This window comes from Methanosarcina spelaei (assembly GCF_002287235.1).
Classification (GTDB): domain Archaea; phylum Halobacteriota; class Methanosarcinia; order Methanosarcinales; family Methanosarcinaceae; genus Methanosarcina; species Methanosarcina spelaei.
Genome location: NZ_LMVP01000124.1, coordinates 1 through 22,132, shown reverse-complemented (window position 1 = coordinate 22,132; position 22,132 = coordinate 1). Strand labels below are relative to the sequence as shown.

At 38.6% G+C, this 22,132-nt stretch carries 16 protein-coding genes and 2 pseudogenes; 14 read left to right on the top strand and 4 right to left on the bottom strand.

Features of this window, described 5'->3' with window-relative positions; all coding sequences use genetic code 11:
- The first annotated feature begins 222 nt into the window (after nt 1–222).
- The 12 genes from ASJ81_RS22720 (at nt 223) to ASJ81_RS08115 (ending at nt 15,337) form a co-directional block, all read left to right on the top strand.
- Nucleotides 223–615: a hypothetical protein gene (locus tag ASJ81_RS22720; protein ID WP_170943243.1), complete on the top strand. Its 393-nt coding sequence runs from the start codon at nt 223–225 to the stop codon at nt 613–615.
- 638 nt (nt 616–1,253) lie between these two features.
- Nucleotides 1,254–1,574, top strand: a complete 321-nt coding sequence (locus ASJ81_RS08165) for a FeoA family protein (RefSeq protein ID WP_095644047.1) — start codon at nt 1,254–1,256, stop codon at nt 1,572–1,574.
- A complete protein-coding gene (locus ASJ81_RS08160; protein ID WP_095644046.1) occupies nt 1,574–1,786 on the top strand; it encodes a FeoA family protein in 213 nt (70 codons plus the stop codon). The genes ASJ81_RS08165 and ASJ81_RS08160 overlap by 1 nt, the downstream gene beginning before the upstream one ends.
- A 38-nt stretch (nt 1,787–1,824) precedes the next feature.
- Nucleotides 1,825–2,046 carry a FeoA family protein gene (locus ASJ81_RS08155; RefSeq protein ID WP_095644045.1) on the top strand — a complete coding sequence of 74 codons (222 nt, stop codon included), beginning with the start codon at nt 1,825–1,827 and terminating at the stop codon, nt 2,044–2,046.
- Nucleotides 2,047–2,131: 85 nt separating this feature from the next.
- Nucleotides 2,132–4,324, top strand: a complete 2,193-nt coding sequence (gene feoB, locus ASJ81_RS08150; RefSeq protein WP_095644044.1) for a ferrous iron transport protein B — start codon at nt 2,132–2,134, stop codon at nt 4,322–4,324.
- Nucleotides 4,321–4,533: a FeoB-associated Cys-rich membrane protein gene (locus tag ASJ81_RS08145; protein ID WP_095644043.1), complete on the top strand. Its 213-nt coding sequence runs from the start codon at nt 4,321–4,323 to the stop codon at nt 4,531–4,533. The genes feoB and ASJ81_RS08145 overlap by 4 nt, the downstream gene beginning before the upstream one ends.
- A gap of 227 nt (nt 4,534–4,760) precedes the next feature.
- The gene (locus ASJ81_RS08140; protein WP_095644042.1) at nt 4,761–5,087 is read left to right on the top strand and encodes a FeoC-like transcriptional regulator; all 327 of its coding nucleotides are present in this window, start codon (nt 4,761–4,763) and stop codon (nt 5,085–5,087) included.
- 571 nt (nt 5,088–5,658) lie between these two features.
- Nucleotides 5,659–7,467, top strand: coding sequence for an ABC transporter ATP-binding protein (locus ASJ81_RS08135; RefSeq protein WP_095644041.1), 1,809 nt, complete (start codon nt 5,659–5,661; stop codon nt 7,465–7,467).
- The gene (locus ASJ81_RS08130; RefSeq protein ID WP_095644040.1) at nt 7,460–9,193 is read left to right on the top strand and encodes an ABC transporter ATP-binding protein; all 1,734 of its coding nucleotides are present in this window, start codon (nt 7,460–7,462) and stop codon (nt 9,191–9,193) included. Before ASJ81_RS08135 ends, ASJ81_RS08130 begins: the two co-directional genes overlap by 8 nt.
- Nucleotides 9,194–9,298: 105 nt before the next feature.
- The gene (locus ASJ81_RS08125) at nt 9,299–9,481 is read left to right on the top strand and encodes a hypothetical protein (RefSeq protein ID WP_141241625.1); all 183 of its coding nucleotides are present in this window, start codon (nt 9,299–9,301) and stop codon (nt 9,479–9,481) included.
- An 859-nt stretch (nt 9,482–10,340) separates the two neighbouring features.
- Nucleotides 10,341–11,183, top strand: coding sequence for a class I SAM-dependent methyltransferase (locus ASJ81_RS08120; RefSeq protein ID WP_170943242.1), 843 nt, complete (start codon nt 10,341–10,343; stop codon nt 11,181–11,183).
- Nucleotides 11,184–11,482: 299 nt separating this feature from the next.
- Nucleotides 11,483–15,337 (top strand): sirohydrochlorin chelatase, encoded by a 3,855-nt coding sequence (locus ASJ81_RS08115; protein ID WP_095644038.1) that lies wholly within the window; start codon nt 11,483–11,485, stop codon nt 15,335–15,337.
- A 351-nt stretch (nt 15,338–15,688) separates the two neighbouring features.
- Here ASJ81_RS08115 and ASJ81_RS08110 read toward each other — a convergent pair.
- The 3 genes and pseudogenes from ASJ81_RS08110 to ASJ81_RS08105 all read right to left on the bottom strand — a co-directional run.
- Nucleotides 15,689–15,811 (bottom strand): annotated as a pseudogene (locus ASJ81_RS08110) (transposase); the annotation flags it as partial.
- Nucleotides 15,774–15,908: a hypothetical protein gene (locus ASJ81_RS24175; protein ID WP_275112544.1), complete on the bottom strand. Its 135-nt coding sequence runs from the start codon at nt 15,906–15,908 to the stop codon at nt 15,774–15,776. The gene ASJ81_RS24175 and the pseudogene ASJ81_RS08110, both read right to left, overlap by 38 nt.
- Nucleotides 15,909–16,075: 167 nt before the next feature.
- Complete coding sequence (locus ASJ81_RS08105; RefSeq protein WP_095644037.1) at nt 16,076–16,432, bottom strand: hypothetical protein; 357 nt, start codon at nt 16,430–16,432, stop codon at nt 16,076–16,078.
- A 2,771-nt stretch (nt 16,433–19,203) separates the two neighbouring features.
- Here ASJ81_RS08105 and ASJ81_RS08100 point away from each other — a divergent pair.
- Both ASJ81_RS08100 and ASJ81_RS08095 read left to right on the top strand, forming a co-directional pair.
- On the top strand, nt 19,204–19,686 hold the full coding sequence (locus ASJ81_RS08100; protein WP_048108078.1) for a metal-dependent transcriptional regulator: 483 nt from the start codon (nt 19,204–19,206) through the stop codon (nt 19,684–19,686).
- Between the two features lie 792 nt (nt 19,687–20,478).
- A pseudogene (locus tag ASJ81_RS08095) lies at nt 20,479–20,595 on the top strand (radical SAM/SPASM domain-containing protein); the annotation flags it as partial.
- A gap of 616 nt (nt 20,596–21,211) precedes the next feature.
- On the opposite strand, the gene ASJ81_RS08090 reads toward ASJ81_RS08095, so the two are convergent.
- Complete coding sequence (locus ASJ81_RS08090; protein ID WP_095644060.1) at nt 21,212–22,030, bottom strand: helix-turn-helix transcriptional regulator; 819 nt, start codon at nt 22,028–22,030, stop codon at nt 21,212–21,214.
- Nucleotides 22,031–22,132: the final 102 nt, after the last annotated feature.

Sequence of the window (22,132 nt, the reverse complement as noted above, 5' to 3'; positions counted from 1 at the left end):
CTGGTAATGAAGTACCTCAAATGAATATAAATCAAATAAGAATGAATCTGCCCCAGGTTTTGGATAATTAGGGAGCTTGATTTGCCTGTATAATGGATAAAAGCTAGGGAAAAAGTAACGCAAAGCTGAACTTATATTTAATGGACTCTAAATTGAACTAAATATTTCCATATGATAAGAAATTAGGTCTTTTCTTATTCTTTCGTAAGGAGAGGATTGCAAATGCGGAATTATAAAAAATTACTTCTATTTCTATTATTCATACCCTTAGCTGCAATCGCTGGTTATTATTTGTTAACATTTCTTCTTGTTGGTCCGGCAGAGGAGAATTTTTTTGAGTTAGAAAACCACGATTTAGGAACCCACGAAGTATCGGTTGAAATACTCAATTCTCATAATGAATCCGTATTTAAGGAATCGTATAAGCTCAGTCCAGACGAATCAGTCTCAAGAACAAAACCGTTTAATCTTAAAAACTCTTTTGATCAGAAAAAATATACATTCAAAGTTGTGTTAGATAACGGAGTAGCAGAAGAAAAAACTTCAATATCTTTGCATCGTTGGAGTGACTCAGTACCAAAATCTAGTGATGGATGTAAAATTCAAAATCACTAGATTTTGTAAATGGTCACCATCCGTGTAATACAACTTAATGATTCAAGTCTTTAGATAGCGAATATTGATTTTGATAAAAACTGGATTCTTCTTGCTAATTCAGATTTTCTATCAAAAATGCAAAAATCACTGGATTTTGGAACAGAGTCGTTGGAGTACGGCCATTATAGATATATACTGGGATAATGAGACACCAATAATGATAGGTGTAATTACGGTTTAAGGACAATTTATACTATTCCATAAGCTTGCAAGTTATCGAATTTTTCTACTTCCCGTTATTTAAGTTATATTTGCAGATCATTGAATTAATATAGACCCTATAAATCCGACTTACGACATCCGTGTTCATGTAAGTGATTATCGACAAGGAACTTCGTATCTATTTACTAATGACACTTTTTACTAATGACGCTTTTTACTAATGACAATTTTTACAAACGACAATTTTTACTAAACAATTTTTACTAGCAACAATTTTTACTAACGACAATTTTCTTGAAAATATTTTTTTTAAATTATCATTTTTTCAGCCATTCATAATATTTTCGGATATACAAAAACTATAAATAATTACTGTTACATTTCATAGCCAAGCAAAAAATTAGTATATCCGAAAATATTGTGGTGGTACAAAGGTGACAGAAATCATCGATAAAACCCTCAACATGCTGAAAATAGGTCAGAGAGCTCGCATTATCCGGATAAAAGGTAAGGGAAACTCTCGCAAGCAGCCTCTTGATATAGGCATGGTTTCAGGAGCAATCCTGAGCGCAACCAAAAAAGCCCCATTGGGAAACTTTGTCGAGATTAAGTTGAAAGAAAAACTATCTCTCAGGAAGCAGGGCGCTGAAATGACAGTTGTTGAACAGCTTGAGGGTTTTAATTTGACCACACAAATGCCTCTTACGAATCAAGGCTCACTTTACCTATCATATCAATACGGGAGGAATTTGTAATGATGCCGTTAGTACTGGCACAGATTGGAGAAGCAAATTGTATCAAAGCGTTTTGGGGACAGGAGAAAATAAGAAATCATCTTGAAAATCTTGGCTTCACCGCTGGTAGTGAAGTATGCGTACTATCAAAAACATTCGGTAATGTAATTGTAAGCATAAAAGATAGTCGAATTGCAATCAGTGAAGAATTGGCTAAAAAAATTATGGTATAAAAATATTTCAAAAACTGCTAAAAAAGAGGCTTATGAATATGGCATCGTTGAGAGAAGTACCATGTGGGCAAACCGTCACTGTAATAAAAATTTGCGGGGAAGGCGCTCTCAAGCGCAGGATAATGGATATGGGCATTACAAAAGGAGTGGAGATTTTTGTACGTAAGGTAGCTCCGCTCGGAGACCCGGTTGAAGTGAAAGTAAGAGGTTATGAGTTATCTTTGCGGAAAACTGACGCGGAAATGATAGAAGTAAAATAACACGCTAGAAATGAGAATGAAATCTCCGATTTTTTAACTCACGAGGTTAGAAACTAACTTTAGATTCTTAAAGGAGGCATAAAGTTTGCCAGTCACAATAGCGCTTGCCGGAAATCCGAACTCCGGTAAGACCACAATGTTCAATGCCCTTACGGGATCATCGCAGCGCGTCGGTAACTGGCCTGGCGTTACGGTTGATAAAAAAGAAGGCAGGCTTAAAAAATATAAAGATGTAACGATAATCGACTTGCCTGGTATTTATTCTCTTTCTCCATATACGTTGGAAGAAGTTATAAGCCGAGATTATTTGGTGAACGAAAAACCGGATGTAATTATCAATATTGTTGACGGATCAAATATCGAAAGAAATCTCTACTTGACTACACAGATACTCGACGTGGGCATTCCAGTAGTGATCGCTCTTAACATGATCGATATTGTAAACAAAAGTGGAGATATAATTGACATTAAAAAACTCTCAGAAACTCTTAGTTGCCCGGTTATTGAAACATCCGCGCAAAAAGGGACTGGCCTGGAAGCGCTTACTAAAAAAGCGATTGAATTGGCAAAGGCCGGAAAAAAAGGAACTTTTAAACGTCAATTTTCGAAGCCAGTAGAACTTGCCCTGTCCAATATTGCCGAATTAATCAAAAATAATGTGCCAGATGAAAATCTTCGCTGGTATTCCATAAAGTTTTTTGAACGGGATGAAAAGGTACTAGAGCGAATCACGCTATCCGATGTTATAAAAGGAAAAATCGAGCAAATCATCCTTGCCTGCGAAGAAGAGCTTGACGATAACAGCGCATCCATTATCGCATCAGAAAGCTATGAATATATATCTGATGTAGTACGCTCCTACGTAAAGAAGTCCCGTTCAGGCACGACCTTATCCGATAAAATTGATTCCATTGTTACAAGTCGCTGGCTTGGTCTTCCGATATTTGCTGCAATTATGTTTTTGGTTTATTACGTATCAGTTTCAACTGTCGGGTCATATGTTACGGATTTTACCAATGATATGTTTGTTGGTGAATGGATACAAGCACCACTTGCAAATTGGCTTACATCAATCGGAACAGCAGAATGGATGATCGGCCTTATTGTGGACGGCATCGTAGGAGGCCTCGGCGCAATTATTGGATTTTTGCCGCAAATGCTCATCCTGTTTTTCTTTCTTGCTATTCTGGAAGACAGTGGCTACATGGCGCGTATCGCTTTCTTGATGGACCGTATTTTCAGGAAAGTAGGTTTGTCAGGCAAAAGTTTCATTCCATTGCTTATCGGTACGGGTTGCGGTGTTCCTGGCATTATGGCTGCAAGAACTATTGAGCAACAAAATGACCGGCGTATGACGATTATGACAACCACTTTCATGCCATGCGGTGCAAAGCTGCCCCTTATTGCACTTATTTCGAGCGCGGTATTCGGCGGTACATGGTGGGTAGCACCTTCCGCGTACTTTCTTGGCATAGGCGCAGTGGTTATATCCGGTATTATTTTGAAAAAGACAAAGCTGTTCATGGGTGAGTCATCCCCGTTTGTTATAGAATTACCCGCCTACCATATCCCAATGGCCGGAAATGTCATCAGAAGCATGTTTGAACGCGGTAGCTCATTTGTTAAAAAAGCTTTCACAGTATATACGTTAGCAAGCATTCTCGTATGGTTTGGCGCCAGTTTTGGCTTCGTAAACGGAACCTTTGGATTAGTAGACAACCTGAATAACAGCGTGCTACATAACATTGGCAATTCTTTAGCGTTAATCTTCGCTCCTCTTGGATTCGGTCGCTGGGAAACTACTGTGGCATCCATTATGGGCCTGGCAGCCAAAGAACAGGTTGTAGGAGTATTTGGTGTTCTTACATCCATTGGTAATGAAGATTTGGCCCTTGAGATGGTTGATTCTGCGAATGTTGGAGGATTGTCTCCGATTGCAGCCCTATTCTCGAGTGGAATTGCTGCTTACTCATTCCTTATCTTCAACTTGCTTTGCGCTCCCTGCTTTGCGGCGATGAATACTATCCGTACCGAAATGAACAACTGGAAATGGACGGTATTCGCAATAGGTTACGAGTGCGTATTTGCTTATGTCATTGCGCTGATTTTTTATCAGCTTGGCACGTTCTTTAGCGGTGGCAGTTTTACCGCAGGAACAGCGGTAGCGTTTATTCTTCTTGCCGTACTTCTCTTTATGTTATTCAGGCCTGCACCAAAACAGCATGATATTGAAAAATCCGATTCCAACTTATCGGCAACTGCGGGGGTGAGTGAGTGATTGCCTGGATAATTGCCAATGCTGCAACAATCCTGATAGGTACACTCCTTCTAATCTTTATAGTGTTTACCATACGGTATACAATCAGAAAAGCGAAGAAAGGCCAATGCATCGGCTGCGCAGGTTGTAATGTAAATGATTGTGGCAACAACGATTATATCATTCCCTGCAGCAGCCTATCATCCAACAAAAAAGGCAAAAATAACTAAAAAACTAAGAAAGATTCCTTTGTAACCTTAATTTTCGGGACTGCAGAGGAAACCTGGTTTATTGGTTAATTATCGACGTCCGGGTGCTATTTGCAGAAGAATTTGAGGAAATGGACAGCGATTGAAGATCTCAAACCTGCTCTGTACCTTGGCTTGATATTTCTTGCATATACATGAGCTGGGAAAATAAATTCAAACTTACTAAGCAATGAGGAGGAAATAGATCAATGGTACTGGGATACATGTACGTGTTAAAACAGATGGCAGAAGTAGAAAAAAAAGGCAATATATCTTTGAGTGAGATATCGAGACATCTGAAAATGAGTACGCAACAGCTTAAAGGTTTGCTCGAAATAATGGAAAGAATGGGTCATGTTGAGAAGGTTCAGGACAATAACTCCCTTCTCTCTCCTGTCTGTTCCGATTCATGCAAAAGTTGTGGATGTTTCGGGTTTTTAGAAAAATCTACTATTTCGACGTGTACGGTTTACAAACTGACAGAAAAGGGAAAAAGAGTATGTCATGAACAGAAGGTTGGGTCTGAAATCTCCTGAAAAATAAAAACCGGAGATCTCAAAGCCTGAACACAGTCTTCCTGACCCTAAAGTTGCACAAGCGGACAAGAAAAAGAACAGAATAAAAAAGTACGCTGTGTCAAAAAACGTAAGAATCTAAAAGTTAGCAGGGTCAAAAACGAAAAGAATTAAAAAAAAGATGAGAGAGTTAAAAAGTTAGCAGGGTCAAAAAACGAACAGAATAAAAAACAAGCAAGATCAAGACCAGAAATAAAAAACGAGATAACTATTCAGGCTCCCTAAATCGACATAAAAAGCCGTAATTTAGAATGTTTGACATTTACAATAAATTTCAGTCGATTTTGTAAACTAAGGCGAATTGACGCTATTTTTAATTTTGCTATGAAGCTCTTTTATTAGACAGATCCTTCTGACCAAATCAGTGTCAACTAACTTATTTTATAGTACCTGAATAGTTGCAAAACGAGAACTGAAAACATAATTTGAAACTTTAAGCCAACAGGTTGCAAATGATCAGGCTTTTACTCTTCCTAATAAACGAAAGTATTGAACATAGCCCAGGGTCCAAGTATTCAGGAAGTTAAACCAAATGCCAAAAGAGAAAAAAATTTTTATTTTAAAAAGGTTCACGCCTTACATGGGCAAGAAGAAAGTACTTTTGCCTTTGTCATTAGTATTGTCAGGAATTTCCGCAGTTCTTAACATCTTGCCTTTCGTGCTTGTATGGTATATAACACGTGATATATTATCAGCTCCGCAATCGATTGATGTTTCAAATGTCAGTTTTTATGCGTGGCTCGCCTTTGCAAGTGCAATAGGAGGAATAATAGTCTATTTTTTCGCACTTATGAGCTCACATCTCGCAGCTTTTCGCGTTGAAGTCGGAATGCAAAAAGTTGGTATGGAAAAAATACTGTCTATGCCCCTTGGTTTTTTTGATCAGCATTCAAGCGGAAAAATACGAAAAATTGTAAACGACGGAGCGGGAACAACTCATACGTTTTTAGCACATCAGCTCCCGGACATGGCAGGCAGTGTCGTCTCCCCCATTATTCTTTTAGCTTTGATTTTTATCATAGAGTGGAGAATGGGGCTTGCTTCTCTTGTTCCAATTATATTGGGTTTTGTAACAATGAAATTTATGACGAGCACTGAAGGTAAAAAATTCCAAAAAATGTATTATGATTCATTGGAAGAGATGAGCTCCGAATCAGTGGAATATATTCGCGGCATTCCGGTTGTAAAAACATTCGGTCAATCAATATTTTCTTTTAAACGATTCTATGACAGCATAATCAAGTATAGAGAGATGGTTTATGCGTATACGCTTCTTTGGCGAAAACCGATGTCATTTTATACCGTAATTATGCAATCCACAGCATTCTTTTTAATTCCAATGGCCATTTTTTTAATCGGAAGAGGAGAAAATCTTCCCCTTATGCTTGCAGACTTTATCTTTTACATTCTGATATCGCCAATTTTTACTATGCTTTTGATGAAATCGATGTATTTCCAGCAAAATACTTTGATTGCAGAGCAGGCTATTGACAGGCTGGACAATCTTTTAAATTATCCGAATATGAGCTATAGTGAAAACACAAAAAACATTAAAAATCACGGTCTGGAGTTTAAGGACGTAGTGTTTTCATATGAAGGAAGCGACAAGCGCGCTATCGATAAAATCAGCTTTAAATTAAACGAAGGTGAAACGATCGCACTTGTCGGTGCCTCAGGAAGCGGAAAAACAACCATTGCCCGGCTAGCCGCTCGCTTTTGGGATGCAGATGAAGGCGCAGTATTAGTCGGAGGAATAAATGTTAAGGATATTCCTAAAAAAGAACTAATGGACAATATTTCCTTTGTTTTTCAAAGCACTAAGCTGTTTAAAGGTTCATTAAGAGAAAATATAGTTTTTGGAAAGGAAAATGCAGGAGAAGAAGAATTAAACAACGCAATTAATTTTTCACAGTCAAGAGAAATTATCGAAAATCTTCCTGATGGACTTGATACGGTAATAGGCTCAAAAGGAACCTATCTTTCAGGAGGAGAACAGCAGAGAATTGCGCTTGCCAGAGCTATGGTCAAGAATGCTCCTATCGTACTTTTAGATGAAGCCACTGCCTTTGCAGACCCCGAAAATGAGCATTTAATTCAAAAAGCCCTTAAAGAGCTTAGTCGTGAAAAAACAACTCTCATGATTGCCCATCGTCTTACAAGCGTACGGAATGTCGACAGAATCCTGGTTATAGAAAGCGGAAAAATTGCGGAAGAAGGAACACACGCGGAGCTGCTGAATAAAGGCGGGATCTACAAAACCATGTGGGACGAATACCAAAAATCTGTCGCTTGGAAAATAGCCACTAAAAATGCTGTAAACAAAGGTGGTTTATATGCTTAAATATTTTCAAAACAACTATGCTATGTCTGAAAAAGGTGCGAAAGACCTTCTTCACTCGATAATTTGGACCATAGTGATGGACATTAGCTTTATGCTTCCGGTAATCCTCGGCTTTAAATTTTTAGATGAAGACATGAGTTTACTTTTAAACTCTTCAAACAGCCAGGGAAATAGCGTTCTCTACTACGTTATTATGTCTGGAACATTTTTCCTGTTAATGTTTGTTATCGCATATTTTCAGTACGACTCGACCTATACCAAAATTTACGAAGAAAGCGCCCGTAGACGGATCAGCCTGGCTGAGACACTGAGAAAGCTTCCACTGGCTTTTTTCGGCAAAAAGGATATTGCCGATTTAAGCTCTACAATAATGGAGGATGCTACACAGATAGAGCAGCAATTTTCCCATGCGGTTCCTCAAATCTACGCGGCGATGTCGACTGTTCTGATCATAGGCGTGATGATGTTTTTTTACAACTGGATGCTCTCTCTTGCCGTGTTTTGGGTGGTTCCGGTTGCAGTCCTGGTCTTTTATCTGTCCAGGAAGCTCCAAAACAGGATGCATAAAGAGCTTTATGATGTTAAAAGGGATATCTCGGATAATATTCAAGAAGGGCTTGACTCGGTCTACGAAATAAAATCCTATAATAGAGAAGACGCTTTTTCAAGAACTTTAAACACAAAATTAGACAATTACGAAAAATTTATGATTAAAAGCGAGCTTTTGATAGGAGCTTTTGTCAACCTTTCTTACGTTATATTAAAGCTCGGTCTTCCAAGTGTAATATTGGTTGGAGCTTATCTTTTATCAACAGGTTCCATAGACATTTTTACTTATCTTGTGTTTCTTGTCGTTACGGCCCGTATTTATAATCCGATTATGGACGCCCTGAACAACTTTGCGCTACTTCTATTCCTCAACGTGCGGATAAAACGCATGAAAGAGATGGATGACATGCCAGGACAGGAAGGAAAAACCGAGTTTCGTCCGAAAAACTACGATATCGGATTTAATAACGTCGACTTTTCCTATCAGGATAGTGTGCAAACATTAAAGAATGTAAACTTTACCGCAAAGCAAGGCGACGTGACCGCGCTTATAGGCCCTTCCGGCGGCGGGAAAAGCACGGTGGCAAAACTGTCTGCGCGTTTCTGGGATATCGACAAAGGGACCATCACTCTGGGTGGAGAAGATATCTCCCTGGTTGATCCTGAAACCCTTCTAAAGAATTATTCAATTGTTTTTCAAGATGTTACGCTTTTTAATTCAAGCGTTATGGATAATATCCGTCTTGGAAAGAAAGACGCAACTGATGAAGAAGTAATGAAAGCAGCGCAGCTTGCCCAATGTGATGAGTTCGTTAAAAAGCTTCCGCAAGGATACGACACCTTGATAGGAGAAAACGGAGAAAGATTATCGGGAGGCGAAAGACAGCGTATATCAATAGCCAGAGCAATACTAAAAGACGCTCCAATTATCCTGCTTGATGAGGCTACAGCATCTCTTGATGCGGAAAATGAGAGTAAAATCCAGAAAGCACTCAGCGAGCTTATAAAAAATAAAACCGTCTTGATTATTGCGCACCGTATGAGAACAGTTTTAGGAGCTGATAAGATTGTTGTTATTAAAGACGGCGTTATCGCAGAAACAGGCACACCTTTGGAATTAAAAGAAAAACAAGGAATTTTTTCCTCAATGTTAAAGGCGCAATACCAAAGTATCTGATACTTTTTGGGGATATAGATAAGGGCCCGCGTCTTGCTCAAGGACGCGCCACTATCATTCTGGACAAAGCGACAGCCAACATAGATCTGGAGAATGAGCGCGAAAATGCAAATGGCCGTAGCCGAGCTGAGGAAGAACAAGATCTTTATTACGATGGCCTACCGGCTGAACACGGTACGCTACATCGATCAAATCCTGGCGGCCGTCGGCAGCAAAATCATCCAAATGGGACCAATGACGAGCTTGCAGGCAGAAGGGCGTCTACGCCGACCTTTCAGCCGTCCGTAAAATACTGAAAGACGCCAGGAATGTGAAGAAAGCAACGGCTGAAATACTGTTAAATGGTGATGCAGGATGTGAACCACCAGCTTTTTACCGAGATCGTTTAGGACGAAGTGCTACTCAGTGTGTGGGAACCGGATGAAGCTGCGGTAGGAAAAAACACAACAGCTTTGACCTTCTGCCGATGAAGTAACCGAACCCAATGTCCCTGTCGGGCGTCCCGAAACTTACCCTATACTTTTCACTGTTAGACAATTACTGTAAGTAATAAAGGAATTCTTTTTTCTCGATTTAAAGGCTTTGGACACCTTGTTTTTTACATGATTTTGACCTGGAAATGAATTGCCTGACAGCCTCTTCAGGGCGGAGTAAACGCACGTAATTTGATTTTAGGAAAATTCTCAGAGTTTGTTAGGATATCGGGCAAAAAGCAAAAATGGGCGCATTTGTAATTACAAATAATATATGATTTTGCAAATAATATTCTATTTACAAATAATATTTTATGTATTAGCATAATTTTCGGTAATCAGAAAATTATAAATAGTTACTATTACATTTCAAGCTTATGGGAAAAATTCGCAATTCAGAATATATTTGGTAGTATAGTAAAAGTCCGAAAAATCGTAATGCCTCTTAGGCGTTAAAACAGGACAAAAATACATATTTGTTAGGCAATGCTAAAGAAAATTTTTATGGAGGTTGTGAAATGGAGCTTGTTAGAAAACAGAAGGACTAATTCAAACTCAATGTGAGCGGTGGTCAGAAAATTAAGGTTCAAGACTGAAAACCATTATTCCCAATTCTGGTTAAAAAATGAGGGGAATATTCGAACTTATCGACGATAAAGACTCATAATTGAGAAATGGGTGATTTTATTAGTATAGATAATAACCCGGATTTACAGGATATAAAACCTAACTTACAGGGTGTACCTGAGACCTTGCTTATCCCATTATGGGCGCGGGCCGTTGAAGCAGAACAAGCCCGTCCAATAATTAAAGACGCTAAAGCAGCGGAGATAATGAATGGAATAGACTATGATTTTGCGAAGTTTTCCAAGGCATGGAAATCACAAATTGGCATTGTGGTAAGAACAGAACTTTTGGATCACGCGACGAGAAACTTCATCCAAAAGTATCCCAATGCTGTCGTGATTAATATTGGCTGCGGACTGGATACACGCTTTGCGCAGGTAGATAATGGCAATATACACTGGTACGATTTGGATTTACCTGAAGTAATCCAGATTAGGCAGAATTTTTTTGTCGAAACTGACCGCTACAGGATGATTGCCAAATCGGTCTTCGATGATGCCTTGTTGGGCAAAATCAGGGAAACAGGCAAACCGGTATTGATAATTGCCGAAGGAATACTAATGTATTTTACCGTACAAGAGGTCAAAACCCTGCTGAATAAGCTAATTTCCGAATTTCCCATGGCAGAAATGCTTCTTGAAGTAATGAGCCCGGACATCGTGAAGATGAGCAAACAACATGACGCGGTCGGTACGATGAATGTTAAGTTTCAATGGGGAATAAAAAACAGCCAGGAATTGGAAACCTATAATAAGCAAATTAGAGTGGTCAACGAGTGGAACTACTTTGATTACCACAAAGACAGGGGGAGCTGGCTGGGCTGGCTGGCTGTTATTCCCACTTTTAAGAATCGTTTCAATAACAGAATAGTCCGTTTGCAATTCACTTAATGACCGGCATTTTCTTCGTATACTGTCGGATCATCGTTAATGAAATACATAACTGCTAGTACGGTGTCGCATCTCGTCAGAAACATCATTAGCATTATAGAGAGATGTGATAAAAGACGAGTTTTCAGAAAAGCTACAGAAGTAAAGTACAGAATACGGTTATGATGCCATTCTGTTGATTCGGTATCATTTGTAATAAGAGGACTTGAACAGGTTAGCGTATGCTATCGACTAAAATATCGACTATTTAACATTTTGGCAAATGAGTTTCAAGAAAATGACACGAAGAGGAGTTTACTATGGAAAAAATACATATTACCTTAAGTAATCAGCAGCAATTGAAAAGAATTATCTCCATGCTGCTGACGGTGACAATAATTTTTTTATTGTTCCCGGCCAATGCGTATGCCTACAATTCTACAGTGGAAAACTGCACCAACACTACGATCATCAACTGCGCGTCAGAAAACGCATCCTATGCTGATGGGGAAGAAACAGGAGTGTTATCCTCAACAACAGGAATATTGGTAGTAGCGCACGGCTCTCCGGAAGATAAATGGAACCAACCTGTACGGGATGCCGTAGAAGGTATTGATTGCCCGTACCCGATAGAATTGGGTTTCCTGGAATATGTTGAGGAGGAAGACATCGGGACGGCGATTGCCAATTTGGAAAAGCAAGGTGTAGAACATATTATCACAGTGCCGATATTTGTGGCCTCGGCTTCGGATCATATTGAAGAAATCAAATACATGTTGGGACTTCCCAGTTCCGTTAAGGAAAAGGAAGCAACTGAGGCAGGGTTGGAAGTAATTTCTCACAATGCTGAGATTGAAATGACACCAGCCCTGGACGACCACCAATTGGTAGCGGAAATTCTAGATGACCGTATTGCAACGGTCAGCCGGCAGGCAGACAAGGAAATTGTAGTGTTGGCCGCTCACGGGACCTCTGAAGCGGCAGACCTGGCCGTTTGGAAAAATAACCTGGCTTCTTTAGGGCAACAGCTCAAAGAGAATTACAAGTTCCTGAATGTTGATTATGGTTTTGTGGCACTAGGCGAACCTAACATCAGGACGGTTGTAGAAGCACAACAAAAGGAAAATCCCGGAGCTTCCATTATTGTTATGCCTGTGATGCTTTCCGAAGGTACGTTCACAGGTACCAAGATTCCTGAGGTTTTAGACGGATTAACTTACTTATATCCGGCAGAAGGACAGCGTTCTTTACTGCCTCATGATGCTATTTCTAACTTGATCGTTGCCCGTGCCTATGATGCCATGGGAGTTTTTGCAGGAGGAAACGGAACAGAGAATTCTCCTTATCAAATCGCAACAGCAGTACAGCTTGATCAGGTACGATATTACCTGGACAAGCACTTTATCCTGATAGCGGATATCGATCTCGATGGATATAAAAATTGGACGCCTATCGGAACTATTGACGAAAATATTTTCGACAACGGAGGCCATAGCGATATTGCCTTTTCCGGTACATTTGACGGCAACGGCCACACTGTCTCCAATCTGACTGCAACTCACCAGGATCTTGTCGGTGTCGGCCTGTTTGGCGTGGCTTCCTCCGATGCAGTGATTAAAAACCTGACCGTGGAAAATGCCTCGGTTAACGGCTACATGTCAACGGCAGGAATCATCGGTCTTAACTGCGCCTCGGTGAAAAATCTGGTGCTTAAAGGTGAAAATACGATTTCCGGCGTCAACTGCATCGGCGGGATTATCGGCGGACATGGATTTGAAAGCGTTAAGAACTGCACGGTTGAAGATGTAACAATTAACGTACTGGGCGATAACAACTTTTCAAGCGGGCCTATCATCCAGTGCGATATGGCCGAATGCGGCGGTCTGATCATTGGCGGCGCTTTTACCGGTAGCATTGAGAATTGCTCTGCCCGGGGCGAGATTATAGCAGAAGGCAACGAGCCCGTTGGCCTTGGTGGCATCGGCGGCTGCCTTGAATATATGGAGAACATCACGGGATGCACGGCGGACGTGACTATTACCGCGCCTAATTCGGCCCATGCAGTAGGAGGTTTATGCGGATACGCAGGTACCGGGGACACGGAAAATACGGCAACCATCGAAAATTGCTCGGTCAAGTTTGTAACGAACACGGCCAACGCCACACACATCGGCGGACTGGTAGGCACGGGACTTTACTACATGGGAATGGAAACAGTGTTTACCATCAACAATTGTAGCACCGCGGGTCAAATAAACGGAGCGATAACTCCGGGTGCGATTGCGGGACGTGCAGAGAACTGCGTCATAGGCAGCGAAATCAACTGCACCGTAAAGTTAGATGGTAATCCCCTCCTGGAAAAGATTGGTGCCACCGAGAGAATGTACGAAAGTTCTGACCAGCCGGAAGGATTTAAGGATCTTTCTGCCTGGGCAAATAGCGGTAGTGGTAGCTTTGAATCGCTTGTCAATTATGTAAACGACGAAGCTCTGAACGACGTGTGGAATACAGCAGCTTCCTCCGAGATGGCACAAATGATGGCAGGAATGTTTGGCGTGAATGTCACTGACGGTGCATCTCTAAAAGCCATGTTTGCAAATATGGCATCGGCTCCAGCAAATAACGGTACACAGATCTACCAGATTAAATTTGGTTATGATTACAAGACCATCTATTTCTGTGACCAGGACGGCAATGTCATTGAGTCTCACCCTTACACCTTTGTGGAGAGCAACAACAGTTTGGGAATGTTGGCAGGAGAGACAACCTATGTGTTCAAGGCTGATGACGATGCAGGTGTACTGACCTATATTGCAATGCTCAAACCCCACTTTGACGAAGGTATGGATGAGACTACCTTGCCCGCCCACGTCCACTTCTACTATGCTGAAACGAAGGATGTGCTGAGTACTTACAAACCGGACAGCGTAACGCTCAGCAGTTGGATGCCGACCATGCTCCAGGCGGGTGATGAATTCAGTACGGCTGATAAGGTGGCTATGCTCGAATGCCTGTTTGGCATCGATGAAGCTTTTGCGGGCGGCAATGGCACGGAGTCCGATCCTTATCAAGTTGCCACGGCTGAGCAGCTTAACAAGGTACACAACTATCTGGATAAGGACTTTGTTTTGACGGCGGACATCGACCTCTCAGGCTACGAAAACTGGGAACCAATTGGTGCTTTCAAGCCTTTATCTGAAAAACCTGAGGATGAAGAGACACCGGATCCGGAAGTAGCTTTTACGGGAACCTTTGATGGTAATGGGCATACAATCTGCAATATGGCCATTAATCAACCTGAGGGCATGTCAGTAGGCTTGTTCGGATGCATTGTCGGAAAACAGGATAATCCCTGCTCTATATCCAACCTTAAGGTGAAATGCGCTAATGTGACTGGAAACTTTTGTGTCGGCGATGTCGTTGGCTTTCAATATGGGAACTGCATCCTGGAAAACATAACTCTTACCGGCAATAATACGGCACGGGGTAATATCTACGTAGGTGGTATTTTGGGTGGCAGCGATATGGGTAACGACTCTGCAAAACTGAAAGACTGCAATGCTGCAGCTGATATCGTGGTTTTGGGCGATTCTGGAAATTCGGCGGGCGTTTTAGGTGGCGCTCTGAATGCTTGCTCAGTAATCAATTGCACTGCAACAGGCACGGTAACCGGGGAAGGTGATGAATATTTTGCACTGGGCGGCCTGATAGGCGGCGTGTTTGAGGGAGTTGCCGTTATAAACTGCCATGCTGATGATGTTTCTATCACTGCTTCGGGTGAAAACGATACCATGATCGGTGGACTTCTGGGTTATGCAGGAACTTATGATGAGGATGCCCCTACACAGATAGCCGAATGCTCGACGAATGTTACTATGAAAGTGTCGGACAGCACTGAACGTGTAGGTGGGTTGATAGGTGGCAGCTTTTATCATGATTTGTATGCTGATGCAAGACCTATACCTGCATCTTATGCGATATCCTGTTGTGTCACTTCAGGTAGTATCATCGGTGGTGGAAACGAAGTCGGAAGTATCGCTGGTTATGCTTACAATTCTACTGTGAAAAACTGTACCAGCACTATGACCATTAACTGTGTATCAGATCACGTACCTCAGGTAGGACTGTATGAAAGTGCATTTGCTGGTGGCAATGAAACAGAATCTGATTCTTAAAATCCCATGGCAGTTAAGAAGCAAATAAACGCGACACTTATTGATACTGCAATAGGATTTTTTGTTACATTTTTGAAGATTTTCGTTTGGGAAAGCTTCCCAAACTCCTTTTTGGAAAAAGCTTGTTAGCATAACAGACTTTCAAATTTATGGAAAATAGTTTTCCAGTTTTTTCAAATAGTTTTAATGTAAAGACTGACTTTTATCGTTTTCTCTATTGTTAGGACTCCCAAAAAGACCGGTGATTCCGAATTCATAAGAGTTTCAGAACTACTTTCCAAATCAGTAGCTCAGCTGATTATTTTAAAGCTGATATCTGAAGAAGCAATTTTTGAGTTTTGGGGTCAGCTCATTCTTTATCTTGGAATCAAAATAATTCAGTATTCCGCCCCAATGTTTTTTTACTGTATTTGCAGCTTCAGTTATTGGAGTTAACCTACAATGAGTTGCCCAGAAGTACCGTTTTTTGAGGTAATTCATCAATTTCTATACCCTCTAATTCTCGAATATCAATTGGGATTACGATTCGAAACTGCTTATCCGTGATTTTGGTCACAAAACTGTTTGCCATAATACCACCTATCCCCATTAACCACCATTAAGTGATGAATGAACGTTAAAAAAAGTAGTAAGATTAAAGAGCTCCACAGCAGGGGTTTCTGAGGAACCCCTGATAATATGAAAATGAATTGCTTAAAAAGGAAAGGCAATCGATACAGTTTCGAAAAATAGATTTCATTAAATCTCGTATTCAAAAGGATCCAAGTCTTTTAATTCGACGGGGGAATCTATAGAATTCATTTTTTCTATCAATTCATAGTACCTAGAATCGAGCTTCAGGTACGTAAAAATCTTAATAGCCTTCTCTCTGTCAATTCCATATTCCTCAAGTTTTCTTTCTATCGTATAATACCCTTTAAACGAATTGAGATTTTCACCCTTGTATTCATCGAGGACATCATATACAAATTTCAGCTCATCTTTGGTAATTATTCTTTGAGTTTCAGAAAAAGGACTTCTGAATACTTCCTCATTAATCGCTTCTTCAATACCATTAATAAGCCCATAAATTATAGAATCAGAACATCGGCACATTTTTGGATCGATTCTTTTTTGAATTCTATATAATTCACCTAGGATTTTAGCAAATTGATACTTATTTAAGTCTACAATTTCAGTAATAGAAACGACCTCCTATTTTGATAAAAGCTTTCTAAAATATAATTAACAGCTAACGATATAAAAATTTGCTTAACATGAAGCAAAAAGTGTATTTTTAATTATCTTCCATAATTTTTTAAATTCCTTCGTATCCACAAAAAGGAAGTTAAAAAGAAAAATCATTGTTTCGTCTTCAAGTTCTTCATAATTTCCATAGCTTCCGGACTACGCATGAGAACCTGAACCAATTCCGGAATATTTTGTTCTAATTTTTTCAGTTCATCGAGCTCTTCCTGTATCCGGATGAACTCAGACCGCTCCTGTATAAAATGTAGCTTTAATCTGCAATCTTTACCGTGATTGATTTTGTTTTTTAAGTGCCTAAGTCCTGATAGTTAACAGAATTTATTAAACTCCTGGCGGAATGTAAAAATTCATTTTGCAAATACGAATAAATTACCATACATAAAAGATAATTGATTATAAAGAATGAAGTTGATAATAAAGAATAAAGTTAATTGGAAAGAATGAAGTTGATAATAACAATAATAATTCATAATTAAGCATAATTTTCGGGTACCCGAAAATTATATATACCATCCAGTTTATTTCACATATGTAGTAAAGATTAGTAAGACAAAATAAATTATGTCAATATAATAAGAATATCAAAAAGTAGATAGAGCACTGAACACGCTGGAAAACAGGCCAAAAATCCATATTGCTCGTAAGTGACTTTTAATGGATATTTTTGGAGACTGTTTTGACTGTAACCAAAGAACATCATTACAGAGTATTAAAGAACCTGGCGAGTTCATGCTGAACATTATAGCCTATCTCTTGGGAAATGGAGGTGAAAATGAAAGTTAATGAAACGGAGAGAGATTAACTTATCTTTTTGTATGCCTCTTAAAAAACTGTCTGTAAAACATTGCATAAATGTGAAGTTAGTAGGTATGGACCTTAAAAAGCGGTTAAAAGATGAGCTGTGAGATAAATATCCGAGAAGTGTGCCAATTTCTGTAAAATCAAAATATAGAAAATGCCATATACGAAGAACAGACCACAACCAGTACTCTAAAATTTGATTTCTAATTTACAGCAAATTTATAACACTGGAGTACTTTAGAACTTTACAAAAGTTTCTATGTATTCCGACATCTCGGAATTGAGTATTCAACAGCTTAAATGAACGCTTGAAGGTTTGTCAGGTGATAGAAAAATAGAGCGCGTTGAAATGTAGCAGGTAATGGTTCCGTTCCATTCCTCCTGCTTCGATTCTTGCAAAATGCAGGTTTGAGATGTTTCGGAAAAACCTGGCTTCAACGTTTGGTTTATATGAACTCAAAAAAAGGAGAGTGTTATAAACAAACAAAAAGAATATAAAAAAATCAATAAATGTGGACTGTAGAGTTCAATAGCCAAAGTTCCTCCTGAACAAATGCTGGCAAATAGACCACTCAATGAATCACTCCATAGGATCAAAAACTGAATAAATTTACTACATAGCTTTAGAACATTAGGGCAACAGGTTTCAAACATAGGCTTTTGAACTCTTCAGGACCAATGGAAAGGAAGAACAGGACAGTGATACCTCCTATAACTTGGACACACACTCCCGGAAAAAAATCCGTTCTGTATCTTCCTCCATTAGAACTTCTACACTACTTAATCTTCTAAACTGCCTCATTAAGTATAAACTCTAAATTTGTGCTCAAAAATGGTGATATAAGATGGAATACGAACTGGAAGAAGTTGAGAGAGACTATATAGAATTCAGAAAAGAAATAGGAGAGGATTAGAACGGAATAAGAAGTCATATCTGAAAATAAAGATGTGTTTACAAACGTATTGCTGAAAAACAGGACTTACTCCTTTTGAAAAACAATTATCTGACTGTTTCCTGATAATGCTTTAAAAATAATTTAAACTTTAGATCATTTACAGGAAAAGCTTACTAAAACGTTTTTATTGTTTAAGTTTCAATTCCTCTTTAATTCAACTAATTACCTTTTAATTCAATTAATTACCTTTTGTTCAAAGAATGCCCTCTAGTTCAACTAATTATCCTTTGGTTCGGCTAATTTCCTTTAGTTCAACTAATTACCCTTTTGTTCAGCTAATTTATCTTTGTTAAACTAATTTATCTTTGTTAAACTAATTTATCTTTGTTGATTTTTAATCTATAATTAGCATTTAAGAATATATTCTCTTCAAATTGTATGGGTAAAAAGTAAATTTCATATATTCACTGAAAAACTGACTCAGTACCAAAATCTAGTGATGGATGTAAAATTCAAAATCACTAGATTTTGTAAATGGTCACCATCCGTGTAATACAACTTAATGATTCAAGTCTTTAGATAGCGAATATTGATTTTGATAAAAACTGGATTCTTCTTGCTAATTCAGATTTTCTATCAAAAATGCAAAAATCACTGGATTTTGGAACAGAGTCGAAAAACTCAAGAATTTAATTAATTCAAGAAAACACGTTCAAAAAGCACGTTTAATTTCATAACTGTATGATGAAATTACATTATGATTATCCAGTTAGAAAGTTTTCCCTTGAGTTTGAAGAGGATACTTAAAACTATTGTTTATATAGATGGCATCCGTTCAATACAGTATCCTTATATGTCTTTTCTGCATAATTAAATATAATAATCGAATAATATTCGATACGCAAAAAGGGTTTGAGTTTTATGACAACGGAAAGAGATGAAGATTACCTGAAGATTATCGCTTCAATTGTTGAAGAAAAAGGATATGCCAAAGTTAAAGATGTAGCTAAAGAGCTGGAACTCGGCCCATCGACTGTAACTGGTATGTTCAAAAAACTCGACAAGGAAGGTTACATAAATTATGAAAAATACGGAGGGGTAACTCTCACAGAAAAAGGAACCGAAATCGCACATAAGACTAAAGAGACATACGGCATGCTCAAAGAATTTCTCATGCATCTTGGAGTTAGTGAGACAATTGCAGAAGAAGATGCCTGTAAGATTGAGCATATCCTGAATCCAAAAACTGCAGAAACATTTAAAAAATTTGTAGAGTTTACAGCTCAAAAAGAAGAGCCAAAAATCTGTATAGAACATTTCAGGCATTTCGTCAAAACCGGAGAATATGTCCACTGCTCCCCAGAAACAAGAGATAAGTGCCCTGTTCACGGAAAAAAGAAATAAGAGATGTTATTTATCTTTTTGGAATATAACTGATTGTTTTTTATCGATAAATTTGCAAGTTATTGAATTTGGATTTTCCAGGAATTGTGTTTGTGTTCATTACTTCGTTATAACAGACTTTATTTGGAAACAGGCTATCAATGGATCTGGGTGGAGCAAATACTCTAAATGTTGATCTTTAGCATTGAACCTGCTTTCGGCAGGTCGACATAAAAATCCATTCAATTTTTCTATTGATGTCGTTTTTTTCAGATCTTTTAAAATTTAATTTAAATAAAAAATTACTAAATGTTAACCATAACATAATTAATATATATTTATAATAAATGAGATGAAAGATAAATAATGCTAGACATATAATCCGCATGATGCTGTTTTTAACTTAACCTGCAAAAAATAACAATTAAGAATATTTAGATTTTTGAATGTGCTTGCTGCCGAATGTAGGATTGAATTTAACATTGAATATTTAACGTTGAATATTTTCTTTTTACAATTTTTCATATGAAATGGCAGAATATTAATATTACTTTATTAATATGACCTTTCAAGTTTTAAATCCAGATCTTTCAGGTTTCAACAGAATTAATACCTGGTAATTAATCTGAACTTTAAATCTCTGGTAAAATTAATCTGAACTTTAAACTCCTGGTAAAATTAATCTGAACTTTAAACTCCTGGTAAAAAACCTGTATTTTATTTACTCCTCAAGCTATGATTCTAACTTTCCAATTATCGTTAATTTGTAAATCTCATTAAACTGTGAATGCTATTAATAAAAACAGCTAATTTATGATTGCTATGACAAATGCACCAAGGCTTATCGCATGGGAACTGACTGCAGGGTGCAACCTGAACTGCATACACTGCAGGGGAGCTTCCACCTCCTCCGTTCCGGCAGGTGAACTGGTTTGAATGTCAATATAAATAAATGTAGAGTCGTCCGTAGAGTCATGAAGTTCGTTTCTTTACATTGTGAAAAACATCTGCAATGACTGTAGCCTTATAAGTTTTCTGTCCATAGTCTCAAACAATCAAAGATCTGTGAATAAGTATGGATTCAAAAAAGTGCAAAAACAGTAAGCTTGAAGATTTCATCAAGAAAAATTCATAACGGACTAAAAAAATTAAGTTATGAAGTTCAGATCAACTTTCCAGGCTCACCTGAACTCCACATGCCCAGAGGCACGATTATGTTAGCTTTGCGTATATTAAAAATTTAACATGTGTTGATAGCATATAAAACTATCCAAAGGTCTTAAGCTAGTGCTCTAAGAAATGCTGTTCTGAGAAGGTGCAGACAACAGAATGGTTTAATCCTTCCAGGCTGCCTACCGAGTCGGCAGAGATTTCGGCCTTAAGAGCCGTTAAGTCCTTACAAACGCTACAGCCCTGGTAGACGGCTTTCTTGGTTATTCAGTAGATAGACTTGGAGTCAGTTATCGAAAGCCGTCAGTGTTTTTTGGGTTATAACAGCTCCAATCACAAATATTCAGGATGCCAGGAATTTTTAATTTCTGCAAAATCATATTTGCATTTTTATGAAGTCTGCCTTCCCTTTACAATACCAAAAAAGCATCTCTCCCCATTCAATGGCCTTCGAGTCAGAGCTGAACAAGCCTGTGCTTATGTCGTACTCAGCGCCTTCTTTTTCATACAGATTCAGAGAAAGGTGTTTATCCGTAACAATAAGCCCAACTTTAATATCTTCATCTGTGACCATCAATTTAAAGTTTTCATAATTTTTCAGTGCTTCTATTTTTTCCAGATAAGGTGATCGCTTCAATTCTTCTGTAGCATGAAGAGGAACTATAAGCTCAACAGGGATTCTTTCTTTTACTCTTTCAGAGATAGAATCGGTATATCCTTCGGTTACCACGGATGATATACCGTGTATATGGTCTGCTTCTTTAAGCATTTTTAACTGATTGTTGTAGACATTAAGGATCTTCATACCTTTATCCTTGAGGACTTCAGACTCGTAAAGACATCCGATTTCTTTTAACAAAGGAATGGGAATTTCTTCGAGGTAATGTTTCAACCAGAAATGCTTAAATTTATTAATTGTCCAAAATATTACAAAAGAGTCAGCTATTCCTGAAGCCACAATTTTCCCTGCTGACGTCAGGAAATACTCGTGTCCTTTTGTTTCTATCAGATGATCTGCTTCGAGTTTCCTGAGCTTTGGAATTAGTGCCTGAGACGTACTTCCGGTAATTTCACGCAGCTGGGGAAGCTTTTTACTGCCCTCGTTTAATGATAGAAGTATCTCTGTTAGAAGTCTTGATCTATATATTGCCTGAACGCCATCATCCATCTTCTTATAAATTTCGAAGCCGTTCATTTCCGGTCTCCGCATCTATAGATTTATTTCCTCGCTTTCTTATTAAATGATGGTCAATTTGTATCTAATTGATATTATATATTTGAAAATCGTATATTTATA

Excerpts from the sequence above, each read along its gene's own strand:
- ASJ81_RS22720 (WP_170943243.1), top strand. The coding sequence starts at position 223 with ATGCGGAATTATAAAAAATTACTTCTATTTCTATTATTCATACCCTTA.
- ASJ81_RS08160 (WP_095644046.1), top strand. The coding sequence starts at position 1,574 with ATGATGCCGTTAGTACTGGCACAGATTGGAGAAGCAAATTGTATCAAA.
- ASJ81_RS08155 (WP_095644045.1), top strand. The coding sequence starts at position 1,825 with ATGGCATCGTTGAGAGAAGTACCATGTGGGCAAACCGTCACTGTAATA.
- ASJ81_RS08140 (WP_095644042.1), top strand. The coding sequence starts at position 4,761 with ATGGTACTGGGATACATGTACGTGTTAAAACAGATGGCAGAAGTAGAA.
- ASJ81_RS08135 (WP_095644041.1), top strand. The coding sequence starts at position 5,659 with ATGCCAAAAGAGAAAAAAATTTTTATTTTAAAAAGGTTCACGCCTTAC.
- ASJ81_RS08130 (WP_095644040.1), top strand. The coding sequence starts at position 7,460 with ATGCTTAAATATTTTCAAAACAACTATGCTATGTCTGAAAAAGGTGCG.
- ASJ81_RS08125 (WP_141241625.1), top strand. The coding sequence starts at position 9,299 with ATGCAAATGGCCGTAGCCGAGCTGAGGAAGAACAAGATCTTTATTACG.
- ASJ81_RS08120 (WP_170943242.1), top strand. The coding sequence starts at position 10,341 with ATGGGTGATTTTATTAGTATAGATAATAACCCGGATTTACAGGATATA.
- ASJ81_RS08115 (WP_095644038.1), top strand. The coding sequence starts at position 11,483 with ATGGAAAAAATACATATTACCTTAAGTAATCAGCAGCAATTGAAAAGA.
- ASJ81_RS24175 (WP_275112544.1), bottom strand. The coding sequence starts at position 15,908 with ATGGCAAACAGTTTTGTGACCAAAATCACGGATAAGCAGTTTCGAATC.
- ASJ81_RS08105 (WP_095644037.1), bottom strand. The coding sequence starts at position 16,432 with ATGTGCCGATGTTCTGATTCTATAATTTATGGGCTTATTAATGGTATT.
- ASJ81_RS08100 (WP_048108078.1), top strand. The coding sequence starts at position 19,204 with ATGACAACGGAAAGAGATGAAGATTACCTGAAGATTATCGCTTCAATT.
- ASJ81_RS08090 (WP_095644060.1), bottom strand. The coding sequence starts at position 22,030 with ATGAACGGCTTCGAAATTTATAAGAAGATGGATGATGGCGTTCAGGCA.